The 13,536-nt window shown below is 63.8% G+C and carries 8 protein-coding genes; 6 read left to right on the forward strand and 2 right to left on the reverse strand.

Features of this window, described 5'->3' with window-relative positions:
• Nucleotides 1-148 precede the first annotated feature (148 nt).
• From OXT71_11240 to OXT71_11260, 5 genes are all read left to right on the forward strand, one after another.
• Complete coding sequence (locus OXT71_11240; GenBank protein MDE2926960.1) at nt 149-1,159, forward strand: PmoA family protein; 1,011 nt, start codon at nt 149-151, stop codon at nt 1,157-1,159.
• Between the two features lie 95 nt (nt 1,160-1,254).
• Nucleotides 1,255-2,343 (forward strand): thiamine pyrophosphate-dependent dehydrogenase E1 component subunit alpha, encoded by a 1,089-nt coding sequence (locus OXT71_11245; protein MDE2926961.1) that lies wholly within the window; start codon nt 1,255-1,257, stop codon nt 2,341-2,343.
• A gap of 21 nt (nt 2,344-2,364) precedes the next feature.
• Nucleotides 2,365-3,342: an alpha-ketoacid dehydrogenase subunit beta gene (locus OXT71_11250; protein MDE2926962.1), complete on the forward strand. Its 978-nt coding sequence runs from the start codon at nt 2,365-2,367 to the stop codon at nt 3,340-3,342.
• A gap of 10 nt (nt 3,343-3,352) precedes the next feature.
• Nucleotides 3,353-4,528 (forward strand): dihydrolipoamide acetyltransferase family protein, encoded by a 1,176-nt coding sequence (locus OXT71_11255; protein ID MDE2926963.1) that lies wholly within the window; start codon nt 3,353-3,355, stop codon nt 4,526-4,528.
• A gap of 20 nt (nt 4,529-4,548) precedes the next feature.
• Entirely contained in the window at nt 4,549-5,715 is a 1,167-nt protein-coding gene (locus OXT71_11260) for a LysM peptidoglycan-binding domain-containing protein (GenBank protein ID MDE2926964.1), read from the forward strand.
• Between the two features lie 10 nt (nt 5,716-5,725).
• Here OXT71_11260 and OXT71_11265 read toward each other — a convergent pair whose 3' ends face one another.
• Nucleotides 5,726-8,494, reverse strand: coding sequence for an immune inhibitor A (locus tag OXT71_11265; GenBank protein ID MDE2926965.1), 2,769 nt, complete (start codon nt 8,492-8,494; stop codon nt 5,726-5,728).
• 163 nt (nt 8,495-8,657) lie between these two features.
• Between OXT71_11265 and OXT71_11270 the strand changes: the two genes are divergently transcribed.
• Nucleotides 8,658-10,559, forward strand: coding sequence for a hypothetical protein (locus OXT71_11270; protein MDE2926966.1), 1,902 nt, complete (start codon nt 8,658-8,660; stop codon nt 10,557-10,559).
• A gap of 37 nt (nt 10,560-10,596) precedes the next feature.
• Here OXT71_11270 and OXT71_11275 read toward each other — a convergent pair whose 3' ends face one another.
• Nucleotides 10,597-13,398, reverse strand: coding sequence for a VCBS repeat-containing protein (locus OXT71_11275; GenBank protein MDE2926967.1), 2,802 nt, complete (start codon nt 13,396-13,398; stop codon nt 10,597-10,599).
• Nucleotides 13,399-13,536 lie beyond the last annotated feature (138 nt).

Raw genomic sequence — 13,536 nt, forward strand, 5'->3', positions numbered from 1 at the left:
CATGGGCCAGAGCAGGGTAGCGCGTTCCCGAAGCAACTTCCAGGATCGGATCACCCCCTCTTGACTGTGACGGCCTCTGCCACGGACTGCTAACATGTTGCCGAATTCGGCGACACCTTTTTCAGGCGTAGGAGGCACTGCAGTTCCCATGAAATTCCTATCCAATCGGGTCCGTACAGATACGACACTCCGCCGCTCCGGCATCGTGGCCGCGGCGCTCCTGGTCTTCTGTCTGACCTATCCCGCCTTCGGGGAGTCTCACCATGCGGTCCGGCTGGTCAAGACCGAACCGGCTCGGGTGGACATCTACGTCGGCAAGGACCTGTTCGCCTCGTACCAATACGGCATCGGCTTTCACAAGCCGATCTTCCATCCCATGCTCAGCCCCAAGGGCCACCGGCTCCTGCGCGCGTTCCCCATGGAATTCGGGATACCCGACGAGCATTCCGACCATTGGCATCACGAAGGAATCTCGTTCACCTACGGGAACGTCAATGGTGTGGACTTCTGGTCGAAGCTGTCCGGCGGCCGGGACAAGCCCGGCAGCGGCCGCATCCGCCACACCGGCTTCACCCGGCTGGAAGACGGGGAGAAGGGAGTCATGGAAACCACGTCGGACTGGATCGCGCCCTCGGGGGAGGTGGTGTTGAAACAGGACTCCCGAATGACCATCGGGGCGGGCTCCGGGTGGCGGACCCTGGACCTGAGGTTCAAGCTGACGGCCCAGGAGAATGCGGTGACTTTCAACGATACCAAGGAGGGGATGATGGCCATCCGCGTCGCCCCCAACCTGCGGGAAGACCGGACCGGCCGCTACCTGAACGCGCAAGGTCTGGAGCTGTCGAAGGCCGTCTGGGGCAAGAGGTCTTCATGGGTGGCATTGCGGGGATCGGTCCAGGGAGAGGACCTGACGCTGGCCATCATGAATCACCCCAAGAGCATCGAATTCCCCACCTTCTGGCACGCCCGGGGCTATGGGCTCTTCTCTGCCAACCCCTTCGGGAAAAAGGATTTCCAGAAGGGTTCCCCACCTCTGAACGTCTCCCTGGAACCGGGCGAATCGGCCCTCTTCCTCTACCGGATACTGGTGCACTCGGGGCACCTCTCCCAGTCCCGGATGGCGGCTCGATACGAGGAATATCAAGCAACGAAACCGTGACGGGCGGGCGCCCCCGCACACGGCAGCTCAGGCGGCCGGGTCTTCTTGTCCTGCTCCAGAGGGGCCGTTATAATTCCTGACGCATGCCCGGGACCATGTTCTCTATCCTTTCTCCCGACGGCGAAGTCAATTCGGAGGCCGACATTCCGGCCCTCGGATTAGATCAGCAGCTCCATCTCTATCGGTTGATGTGCTTGAATCGGATGGTCGACGACCAGATGATCCGGCTTCAGCGGCAGGGACGGCTGGCCTTCTACGTCGGGGCACGAGGCGAGGAGGCGGCCATCATCGGGAGCGCGTTCGCCCTGGAGCAGCGGGACTGGGCGGTCCCCTGCTACCGGGAGATGGGCGCCGCTCTGGTCAAGGGCTTTCCCCTGATCGATCTATTCTCCCAGTTTTTCGGAACTTCCCGGGACTTGACCAAGGGCCGGCAGATGCCGAACCACTACGCCAGCTATGACTTGAGGGTAACGTCGATTTCGAGCCCTGTGGGGAGCCAGATCCCCCATGCCATCGGTCTGGCCATGGGCGCCCGTCTGGCGGGCAGGGACGACGTGGCGCTGGTCTACTTCGGCGATGGCGCCACCTCCCAAGGGGACTTTCATGTCGCCACCAACTTCGCGGGAGTCTTCAAGACTCCGACCGTCCTTTTCTGCCGGAACAACCAGTGGGCGATTTCGGTTCCCGTAGAATCCCAGACCGCCTCCCGCAATATGGCCGTCAAGGCGGTCGCATACGGTATCGAAGGGGTCCGGGTCGACGGAAACGATGTCTTCGCCGTCTACGACGTCACCTCGAAAGCGGTGGCGAAGGCAAGAAGGGGCGATGGTCCGACGCTCATCGAAGCGGTGACCTACCGCCGGGGAGGCCACTCCACCTCCGACGATCCCAATGCCTATCGGGACATCGCCGAGGTCGAGCCCTGGGTCGAACGCGATCCGATACTGCGGTTCCGGCTGTACTTGACCCGCCAGGGACATTGGGACGACGACAAGGAGCAGGCGCAGGAGGAGGAGATCCGCGCGCATATTCGCAGCACGCTGGAGGAGGCCTACAGTTCCGGACCCCCTTCCCTGGACACCATCTTCGACGACGTCTACGACGAGATGCCCTGGCATCTCCGGGAGCAAATGGAGTCGGTCTGCCTGCCTGAGGAGTTTCAGCCCGTCGAGCAGGGAACCTGACCCACTTCCGCGAAAAACCAGATGCCGATTCGGAACATCATCCAGGCAGTCAACGACGGTCTGCGCACCGAGATGCGGCGCGACCCCAGCGTGGTGGTTCTGGGTGAAGACGTTGGGCATTTCGGCGGGGTCTTCCGCGCCACCCAGGGCCTCCAGAAAGAGTTCGGGGATCAACGGGTATTCGACACGCCGCTGGCCGAGTCGGGCATCATCGGGACCGCCATCGGCATGGCCATGTACGGTTTTCGGCCGGTTCCCGAGGTTCAATTCGCGGACTTCATCTACCCCGCCTTCGACCAGATCGTCAACGAATTGGCCAAGATGCGGTACCGTTCCGGCGGCCAGTACACGTGTCCCATGGTGATCCGTACTCCCTATGGCGGAGGCATCCGGGGAGGGCACTACCACTCCCAGAGTCCGGAAGCCTATTTCGTCCATACTCCCGGTCTCAAGGTGGTGGTGCCGGCGACTCCCTACGATGCCAAGGGACTTCTGATTTCGGCGATCCGGGATGACAATCCGGTCATCTTCCTGGAACCGAAGCGAGTCTATCGGGCGGCCCGGGGCGAAGTTCCGGACGGCGACTACACCGTGGAACTGGGCCAGGCCAGCGTCGTTCGGGAGGGTCTGGACGTGACTGTCGCGGCCTACGGCGCCATGCTCCACAACTGCCTTGAGGCGGCGGAACAATCGGAGGAGGAAGAGGGGATCTCCTGCGAAGTGGTGGACCTGAGAACCCTGATGCCCTTCGACGTCGAGACGGTCTTGAGTTCGGTCCGGAAGACGGGCCGCCTGGTCATTGTCCACGAGGCCCCCCGGACCTGTGGGTTCGGCGCGGAGCTGGCGGCGACGGTCGGGGAGAAGGCGTTGCTGCACCTGCAGGCCCCGGTGACGCGGATCACCGGTTTCGACACCCCCTTCCCTTATGCTCGCGAAGAAGACTACCTGCCTGGGATCGAAAGAATCCGAAATGGCTTCCGCGAGATCGTCGAATTCTGAGTAGAGCCCTATGCCGTACCAATTCAGGCTGCCCGATATCGGCGAAGGCATCGTGGAAGGCGAGGTGGTTCGCTGGCTGGTTCGGATCGGGGACGAGATCGAAGAGGATCAGCCCATGGTGGAGGTCATGACCGACAAGGCCACCGTCGAGATCCCGTCACCCGTCAAGGGCCGCGTCGTGGAGCAGGGAGGCAATGAAGGAGACGTGGTCCAGGTCGGATCCGTGCTGGTGGTGATCGAGACCGGCAAGGAGGAAGCCGAGTCTCAGCCGGTCCACACCAAGTCTCATACACCCACTCGCAGGCCACCGATCCGGCGTCGGCGAAAAACGGCTCGGATCCTGGCAACCCCGGCCATCCGGCGCCTGGCCAAACAGATGAAGATCGACCTGGAAGGGGTCAAAGGCACCGGTCCGGGCGGACGGATCACGAGGGAGGACCTGACCCGGGCCCAGGCGCCTGCGCCGGTCTCTCCGGCCGTGCCGACCGCAGCCGGGCCCACCGAACGGATTCCCTACCGGGGGATCCGGCGGCGGATCGGCGACCATATGCTCCAGGCCTCCAACCACGCCCCCCATTTCACCTATGTGGAAGAGGTGGACGTGACCGAGTTGGTCCGGATGCGCCAAAGGGCGCAAGGCAGCGAGGAATTCCAGGGAGTCCGTCTCACCTTTCTGCCCTATATCCTGAAAGCGTTGGCCCACGAGCTGAAACGGCATCCCGATCTGAACGCCCGTCTGGACCTGGATGCGGGGGAGATCGAACTCCGGAAGTATTACAACATCGGCGTCGCCACCCAGACGGAAGAAGGGCTCATGGTTCCGGTGATCCGGAACGTGGACCGGAAGAGCCTGCCGGAACTGGCCCGGGAGATCTCCCGGATCTCGCAACTGGCCCGTGAAGGGAACCTGAAGCTGGAGCACCTGCAGGGAAGCACCTTCACCGTGACCAGCCTGGGCGCCCTGGGAGGCATTGTCGCAACGCCCATCGTCAACTATCCCGAAGTGGCCATCCTGGGGGTTCACAAGATCGCGCCCCGGCCGGTCGTGCGCTCGGGCCGGATCGTGATTCGGGAAATCATGCATCTCAGCCTGTCCCAGGACCACCGGGTCGTGGACGGCGCCGTCGGCGCCCGGTTTCTGCAAGATGTGATCGCCCGCCTGGAATCCCCCGAGACCGGCCTTTGACCCGGAGCCTCCATCGCCCTATGGACGAACTGACGAGACGTTCCCTGCTCCAATACGCATGCGGCGCGACGGCCGCGGGCGTGGTGGCCGGACCCTCCCTGGCCGAGGCGCAGGGCCATGCCGTTGGATTGACGGGGGGGTCGCTTTCAGCTCTTGGCGCCGCTGCGGATTCCTATCGGGTGGTTCCGGAAGAAGAGGGCAGCCGGCGATACGGAATGGTGGACGACCTGTTCCACCACATCCGGGACCGCTCCGACGTCAAACGGGAAATCCTCTACTGGCTCACCGACGGCCGGTCCTCATTCCTGGGCGCGACCAACCGGTTCCAGTTCGTGGAGCCCATCATCCGGCCCCTGTACCGGCAGGCGGGCATTCCGCTGGAGTTCGGATACGGACTGGGATTGCAGGAGAGCCTCTACCGCAACTACAGCGTCTCCTACGCCAACGCCAAGGGCATCTGGCAGATGCAGTGGGCGGGCCGCCGATACGGTCTGAGGGGAGGAGACTATTTCGACGTCGTCAAATCCACTCAGAAGCAGTTGGAGTACCTCCGCGACCTGGTGAAGGTCTTCTCCTGGAACCTGGAGCTGGTGCTGGTGGACTACAACTATGGACCCGGCCACAAGTTTGCCCGCTACAGCTCCAACCCCAATGCGTTTCGCAGGATCGCCAGCCGGCTCCCACGCGAGACCCGCCGCTACGTCCCGCGAGTCCTGGCCGCCACGGCCATGGGCATGGCACCCGAGCGATTCGGACTCGACATTCCCCGGCTGGACCCGCGAACGGTGACGATCCCGCTGGAACGCAGCCTCCACCATCTGGAGTTGGGGCTGCTGCTGGGCACCGACCATTGGAACCTGGGCAACCTGAATCCCCGGGACAGTATCCGGGTCTGGTTCAAGGAGGGGGAGGAGGTGACCATTCCCCGGATCTTCCAGGAAACCTACCCGGAGCGCATCGAGAAACACCCGCTCCGCGAGGAATTCCACGGCTTCGTAGCCAACGTCTATCCGGCCCCGGGACAGGCCATCGAGTACCGGGTCCAGAGTGGCGACTCCCTCTTCAGAATCTCCAGGCGCTTCAAGCATTGCGGAGTGGAAGGGCCGAATCAGATCATGCTCTACAACGGCCTGAACAGCACCGTGATCCGTCCCGGCCAGAAGCTGCTCATTCCCTGCGCAGACTGAAGCGGCAGGATCACGGCCGCCGGCTCCAGTTCATCTCCACCTTCACCCGGGCACCCTGAGGAGCGCCCGAACCCGGTCTCACCAGTCGAAATCCGAATCCTGCAGTGGGAACCCGGGCGCTGCCGAAGGGGAGGTGCGGGTTCAGATAGCGGGCGGGATCGGAGTCGCTGAACTCGTGGAGGGCCGGAAAGTCGACGCCGTCGAAGGGGACCATCTGCCCCTTTTCCTCCCGATAGAGGACGATCCCATCCCGGAACGGCTCCAGGGCGAAGGGCGCGTCCGCCGAGTGATTGTGGCGGAGCAACCGGTCGTAGAGCCGGTAGGTCAGACGGTTCTTCCGTAGACGAATATCGACCAGGTTGGTGGTTCCACGGTAAGGGCTCCGGTCCGGTCCCGGCAACAACTCGTTGTAGAGCGTGTAGCCGTAGATCAGTTTCTTGTCCCCGAACCGGAGACGTTCCAGAGGCGGCCCGTCCTCCGCCTGGCGGCACGCTTCCCGGTCGATCGCGGGCAGGTCGGGGGGAAAGTACTCCGGACGGCGCTGGAAACAGAGCACATCCAGGTAGTTTCGGCGCAGCCACTCCTGGGCCTTTTCGTCGAACTCATAGTAGCTTCGATCCTTCTCCCGCTTGAAATACCGCTCCGGCACGGCCGGATAACGGTACTCCTGGGGAATCGAGTCCACGACCAACAGAAAACCCTGGCCGGGACCCTGCATGGAGGGTTCGTTCTGGCTCCAGAGAAAAGAGCCGTTGGCATACCAGAGCACCACCCCGGACCGGTAGCGGACATCGAAGGCCCGGAACTCGCCGCTTTGCGGATCCCGATAAAATATCTGCGACTCGCGGCGCAATGTGCTGTCGTAGTTGAAAGCCGATTCGAAGTCCTGCCACGGGTCCCGGTACTCCAGCACGTAGAAATGGGGGACCGGGAGCCGGTGGACGCCTCCCGAAAGACTGAATCCTTCCACCTCCCATCCGGTCAGGCCTGAACTTTCGAAATCTTCGGAGAAACCCACGGCCTCGAGCTTGAGGTTGTCGATGAGGGCTCCCGCCTCCACCGCGGCCATGTCGGTGAAGTAGTGGAAGCGGATCTCGACCTTCTTGCCCCGGTAGGCCGACAGGTCGAAGCGGGCGCGTATCCATTGCCCGATCTCGCACGGGTCTTTCTCTCCCCCCACCCGGTCCTCGGCCAACTGCTTGGGACGGGACGGATCGCACCCGGGCGCCGATTCCACCTTGCCGTCGGCGTCCAGATCGCCGCTGCGGCCCGTGAAACCGGGGAGGGTGCCGTCGCCGTCATGACCCTTTCGGGACGGCATGATGCTCTGGGAGTCCTCCGCCGAGTCCTTGTCCGTAGGCAGAAGGCGCCGGTAGTTCAACCCGTCGGTGGAAGCCTCCACGTAGAGATAGTCGTAGTCTCCTTCGATCTCGAACCAGAGGTCGAACTCCAGGATGGGCTTTTCCCCGACCCCGGTCAGATCGAACGTCCGGGAGAGGTATCGATTCATCTCGTTTCCCTGCCCCGTGTAGACGGCCTGCCGCTGATGGCGGGAGGTCAGAGGCCCCAGGTCCAACGACCGGACCTTGGGGGGAAGGATCACCATGACGGCGTCGCACAGCCCTGGGGGACGGCTCCCGCCAGGCGTGCCGGACCAGTCGTTCATGGTCTTGAGGTGAAACGAGCGGCTCCCGGCTCCCCCGAACTCCGGGGGCCGAAGCACGCAGGGCTCCAGCCACCCCAGCATCATCCGGGACCAGGCGCTCAGCTCCTGCGGATACCTTCCCGCCGTGCTGCTCATGGCGTCCCAGGCCGCGGTGGAGTTGTTGGTCCGGCGGGCGTAGATGTCCGGCAGTCCAAGTGAATGGCCGAATTCGTGGATGAAGGTGGAGACGGAGGTGTACTCGGACTGCATGTTGTAGTCGTAGACCCAGAGCCCCTCGCGAACCGGAATCCCGCCGCGGTCGTTGGTGATGCCCTCCAACGCCGGACCCCGGCCCAGGTTCTTGCTCAGGGCGTAACGGTGGGGCCAGATCCGGTCGGCGCACTCCCGCTCCCGGGGGCTGAGCCGGTTCACCAGGTCGGCGGGCGCGTTTGGGGTGAATTTCTCCGAGAGCTTGTAGAGGCCCTGGCACGAGGACTGGCCCTTCCCGGCGTAGACCAGGACGAAGTGGTCGATGTAGCCGTCCGGTTCTTCCGAGACCCCGTCGCCGTCGTAGTCGGTGGGGTCCCAGACGTCGAAGTCCCCCCAGGGGAAGTCGGGACGGGCCGCGTAGGCGGCGCGGAAGGCGTCTTCCACAAGGCTCTCGGGCGAGTTGTCGTTCCGCCATTCCCCGTCCGAGAGGCGGGAGGGACGGCCGTAGTGGGAGAGCGGTTTGTCCACGGTGACCAGGGAAAAGACCGTCCCGGTCACGAAATACCTCCCGCGCGACTGGTGATGGTAGTAATGGGTCAGGGTCTTGGTCCGAGGCTGCCGGAGGTTTTCCGAGAAGAGCAGCTCCTGCAGGTAACGGCGGTTCTTCTCCTCGGCATCCGCTTCTCCCCGGAAGCGCTCGAAACGGAGGTCGGAGAACTGGACCGGGATGATGAGCAGCCGGTGCGGGCGATCGGGACTGCTGCGCACGGGACGCACCGAATCGGATTGAATCTGGGGATGTCCCAGCTCATCGAACCGCAGATGGGCCAGGGACTCGACGATGGCCGCCGGGTCCTTGTCGGCTCCCCGCAGCGGCGAGCCCGTGAGGACCAGGTACAGCCCGAACAGCAGGATCAACGGCATGGCGCCTCCCAAATGGTGTCGGTCGGTTGAAAGGGGGAGTTTAGCAGTCCGGGTGAAATGCCGTCACGGCATCCCCCGGCGCCGCGTGCGACTTTCGCCACGGACTGTTAATCTCGGCGGATATCGTAGCGCCGTAAACGGAATCCGGGTGGAGGACCCTGCCATGAAGAAGGTTCGTATTCTCTGTTGCCTGCTTTGGATCTCCTGGCACGGCCAGGGGCAGGCCGGGACCCGCATCGAGATCTCGACTCCCATGCCGCCGCCGGCCTGGGCGTTGCTGGAACGGCAGCTTCTGGACGCCAACGCCGCGGCCGTCGAGGAGTTCTACACGACCTACCACGACGACCGGGGCTACCTGCTGCACACACCGCGCTGGGGAACTCTGGACGGCACCGACGATGCCATCGAGTGCTACGCCAACTGGACGCTGTTGCACATGCTGGGCGCGTCCGACCTGGTGCTGAACCGCTACAAGCAGGGTCTTGAAGGGCACCTCCTCCAATACAAGGAGCTGAAGACCGTCAAGACGACGGTCGCCGCCGAGGGAGCCTACTACAAGGAGTTCCTGCCCATGTCCGACTGGCACCACACCGGCGAGGGCATGCAGGGCTTCATGAACCAGGGCTTGTCCGACCCCAACGACCGCTCCTTCCAGGCGCGGATGCGCCGGTTCGCGGGCATGTACATGGGCGAGGATCCGGATGCTCCCAACTACGACCCCGAACACAAGGTCATTCGCAGCATCTGGAACGGCAGCCGGGGAGCCATGATCCGGCGTGCGACCCGCTACGACTGGGTGGGCGACCCCTTCAAGGGGCGGTACCACATCCTGCACAGCGCGGGCGGACGCGAGCAGATGCTGGACGCCGAAGAGTCCTACCCCGAGATGCTGGCCCACTGCGCCGAGTACCTGCACAGCGCCGGCGACCACCCCTTGAACCTGATCGCGACTCAACTGCACCTGAACGCCTACGCCATCGCCCACGAAGACAAGTACAAAAAATGGCTGGTGGAATACGTGGACGCGTGGAAGGAGCGGACGGAGAAGAACGGGGGCAACATTCCCTCCAACATCGGTCTGGACGGGAGCATCGGAGGAGAGACGGACGGCCAATGGTTCGGCGGAACCTACGGCTGGGACTTCTCTCCCTGGTCTCCCGAGCACAAGGTGGTGGCGCATCGGAACATGTTCGCCAAGGGCATGTGGCCGGGGTTCGGAAACGCCCTGATGATCACAGGGGACCAGAAATACGTGGACGTCCTGCGCCGTCAGATGGACAACATCTACCGCCAGAAGAAGGTGGTGGACGGCAAGATTCAGGTTCCCAACAACTACGGCGTCAAGGGACCCAAGACCCAGCCGCCCATCTTCACGACCGTCGACGGCAAGCTCTATTGGGAGGAGCGGGAAACCAGCGAACCGGGTTGGTACAACTGGAGCTCGCACCGTTTCGTGGACGAGCTCATCGACATCTACCTCTGGTCCATGAACCGGGACGACCTGGAACACATTCCCATGACCGGCTGGATCGCGTTCCTGGAAGGCAAGGACCCGGACTATCCGGAAAAAGCGCTCCGCCGGGAGCTGTCCTTCATCCGGGAGAAGATCCAGGGTATTCGCAGCGATCTCACCACACCCGACACCCGGTTGGCCGACTGGCCGCTGGGGTTCAATCCGGCTGCTCCCTTCGAGTTGACCCGGCTCATGCTGGGCGGCCACCTGTACGGCAAGATCTACGTTCCACACACCCGGGTCCGCTATTTCGATCCGGAGCGAAGACGGGCCGGGATTCCTCCCGACGTGGGCTCCCTGGTGACGCAACTGAAGCCGGACAGCGTTCGGCTGGTGCTGGTCAACCTGAACCCGGTCCACGGGCGCGAGTTGATCCTACAGACCGGGGCCTACGGGGAGCACGAGTGTGTGGGAGTCCGGATCGGCGACCAGGAATGGACGGTGGGAGGCCGGTATTTTCACGTCAGCCTGGCTCCGGGAGCGGGGGCGGAGCTGACCATCAGCATGCGCCGTTACGCCAATCCGCCGACTCTGAGCTTTCCCTGGCATTGAAGCCGACGGTCCGTTTCCGCGGAATCCGCTTCGCCGCCTATTGGCGTCCGACGTCGATGGCGACCTCCTGAAGCACCGGCGTGCTGCCGCCGTCCGGAGTCGTCAGAATCGCGCGATACTGGAGCCAGCCCTCTCCCGGGGGCAACCGCAACGCCGTTCCCGATTGCCGGAAATAGCTGGCAGGTCCCTCCGGCCCTCTCCATGGACTCGATTCCAGCGCCGCCTGGGACGAAGCGCTTCGAACCTGGAATCGGACACCGGTCCCATGGGGGGTCAGGGCCTTCCACCGGAGCCGCCCGGGGCTCTTGCCGGCGGGCGCCTCCAGGGCTGCGGAGACGTACTCCTCCCGCAGTCTGCGGTCGTAGATGTTCCCCACGTCCCGGAGCCGTCCGAAGTGGGGTCCGAAGGTCTGGAACCAATGCCGGCGATCGTAGGAGTAGCCGTCCGCGCCTCCCCAATAGATGTTGCTGCCCACCGAATGGTCCCCCCGTTCCAAGTGGTTGAAGACCACCAGATCCAGCCACGAGTCCTGATTCATGTCGGCGACGGTCAAGGCGCTGGAGGATTCCGCCGGCAGGCTGGTGCGGCGCGATTCGCTGTAGGAGCCCCCGTCCGCACCCCAGTAGATGAAGGCGGGCAGGGTCCGCGTGTGGTAGGCGTGGTAGTTGGTCATGACGATGTCCAGATGCCCGTCTCGATTCAAATCCGCCACCGCCTGCTCCAAGGAGTCGAAGGCCTCGAGCTCGGTGATCCGGTCCGAATGGAAGCCGTCCCTTCCTCCCCAGACCAGAATCGCCTGGCGTGTGGGGCGTCCGAACCGCTCGGGATCCCAACCCCCTCCGAAGATCAGATCCAGCCAGCCGTCGCCGTTCAGGTCGGCGATCTCGGGACTGGACGTGGGTTGGATCTTCAGGACCGTATGGTTGTCCTGGCTGTACCCTGACACGAGGTTCCCCCAAAAGAGATCCACGTGTCCCGAATCCACGTCGGTGAAGATGAGATCCAGGGCCCCATCCTTGTTGAAATCGGCGACCCGGCCCGCCTGTCCGATGCGGATTCCCAGCTTCAGGTCGGTTCGGCGCGACGGATCGTAGCCGTTCTTGGCGCCCCAGAGGATTCGAGCCGTCGGAGCCAGGTCCCGATAGACGCCTCCGACGATGTAGATCAGGTCCAGGTAGCCGTCCCGGTTCAGATCGCCGACGATGACACCGTTGGACGGCTCCATCTCCAGTTTCGTCTGCAAGCGGAAGCCGTTGGAGCCGCCGCCGAAGATGGAGCCGTCGGGAAAGATGAGATCCACCCAGCCATCCTGGTCCAGGTCGGCCGTGGTCGCCAACCCCCCCTTGGAGGGAATGATGCTGGCCGCGGCGGGAGAGTAATGGTGCCTGGGGTTGCCCCAGTAGACCACCGAGTCGATGGGGCCTTGGGACCCGCTGTTCTGGTTGATGAGGGCCAGGTCCTGGTGCCCGTCCAGGTCCATGTCGGCGGCGGCCAGGCTCACGGCGCCGAAGCCCTGGAGCTCACGGCGATAGGCGGCGTGGAATCCATCGGGACCGTTCCAGTAGAGATAGGAGGCAACGTCGCGGGTCGCGCCGTCGTGATTGTTGGAAAAAGCCAGATCGACCCAACCGTCTTCGTTGTAGTCGGCCAGCACGGCGTCGGTGGCGGCCAGCGTGGGAAGTTCCTGGCGTCTGTCCGGAGAGTATCCATCCTGTCCTCCCCAGTAGATGTAGGACGCTTCTCCACTCTCGTTGGGCAGGATCAGGTCGGGTCGTCCGTCCCGGTTCAGGTCCCCGACTCGACTGTCTTTCGCGCCCAGCGACGGGACCTCGACCCAGGTCTCGCGGGAGATTCCCTGGCCGGTACCCTTGTGAATCGTCACCCGGTCGTCCTTGTGGGCCAGGATCAGGTCCGGATTCCGGTCGCCGGAAACCTCTGCCAAGGTCGCTCCGACGGCGTCTCCTCCCTGCCATTGTTCCCCGGGCGCCTGGAACCCTTCGGGCCCGCCCCGGTACAGGACAAGGCTCTGGTGCTTCGAATTGTTGTTGGCGAAGAGGAGATCGGAGTAGCCGTCCCGGTTCACGTCCGCCGCCGCCACGTCGGCCGCGCTGGTGGTGGCCAGCACGGCGCGGTCCTCATTCCGAAAACCCCGGGGCCCGTTCCAGTAGACGTAGGACTCCAGGTGGAGGTCGAACCCAAAACGTTCGCCCCCCTCGATCCCCCGGTTGGAGAAGGCCAGATCGATCCAGCCGTCCCCGTTGAAGTCGCCCGCCGCCAATCCCCCGGCCAGAAGCGTGGGAAGCTCGGTGCGACGGCCCCGTTGGTAGCCGTCCGGGCTGCCCCAATAGATGAGGGCCATCATGTGAACCGAGTAGTTGTGAATGAAGTTGCAGAAGACCAGCTCCGGATAGCCGTCGTGATTCAGGTCCACCACCAGGGAACGGCCGCCTCCGTCACTGGGCAAACGGGTGACTCCCCGGTCGCGAATCCGGATCTGCCTCAACAGCCGGGCCAGCGGCTGATGGCCGGGCAACGGAGGCAGTATCGATTCCGGTCCCCCCTTCCTGCCCCAATAGACCAGGGCGTCGGTGTTTTCCAAGGGGTTGTGGTCCTGGATCACCAGGAGGTCCAGGTAGCCGTCGTTGTTCAGGTCCCAACGGTAGGTCATCTCCAGTTGTCCCGAACGGGCGATGTAGAGATTGGTCCCGCCGTCGGCGATCCGCCCGGAGGCGAAGTCCTCGAAGCTGGAGTGGGTGATCCAACTCTCGTAGTCGTCCCGGCCCAGAGCCGGTCCGGCCAGCGCCGTCAGGAACACCACTACCGTCAGCGATTTGTGCATTTCACGACTCCATCGATGTTGCGGTCAGGACAGCGGAGTCTATCAGCCTGTACGACGCAGGGGCACCCCCTGTGAGTCAGGACTTTCCCGATTCATTTGTTCGGAGAACCAGCAGGGGTACCCCTTCTGAGTGCCCTC

This window comes from Acidobacteriota bacterium (genome assembly GCA_028874215.1).
Taxonomy (GTDB): domain Bacteria; phylum Acidobacteriota; class UBA6911; order RPQK01; family JAJDTT01; genus JAJDTT01.

Bases quoted from the DNA above. Each gene is read 5' to 3' on its own strand.
- OXT71_11250 (MDE2926962.1), top strand. From the start codon at position 2,365: ATGCCGATTCGGAACATCATCCAGGCAGTCAACGACGGTCTGCGCACC.
- OXT71_11275 (MDE2926967.1), bottom strand. From the start codon at position 13,398: ATGCACAAATCGCTGACGGTAGTGGTGTTCCTGACGGCGCTGGCCGGA.
- OXT71_11265 (MDE2926965.1), bottom strand. From the start codon at position 8,494: ATGCCGTTGATCCTGCTGTTCGGGCTGTACCTGGTCCTCACGGGCTCG.
- OXT71_11245 (MDE2926961.1), top strand. From the start codon at position 1,255: ATGTTCTCTATCCTTTCTCCCGACGGCGAAGTCAATTCGGAGGCCGAC.
- OXT71_11240 (MDE2926960.1), top strand. From the start codon at position 149: ATGAAATTCCTATCCAATCGGGTCCGTACAGATACGACACTCCGCCGC.
- OXT71_11270 (MDE2926966.1), top strand. From the start codon at position 8,658: ATGAAGAAGGTTCGTATTCTCTGTTGCCTGCTTTGGATCTCCTGGCAC.
- OXT71_11255 (MDE2926963.1), top strand. From the start codon at position 3,353: ATGCCGTACCAATTCAGGCTGCCCGATATCGGCGAAGGCATCGTGGAA.
- OXT71_11260 (MDE2926964.1), top strand. From the start codon at position 4,549: ATGGACGAACTGACGAGACGTTCCCTGCTCCAATACGCATGCGGCGCG.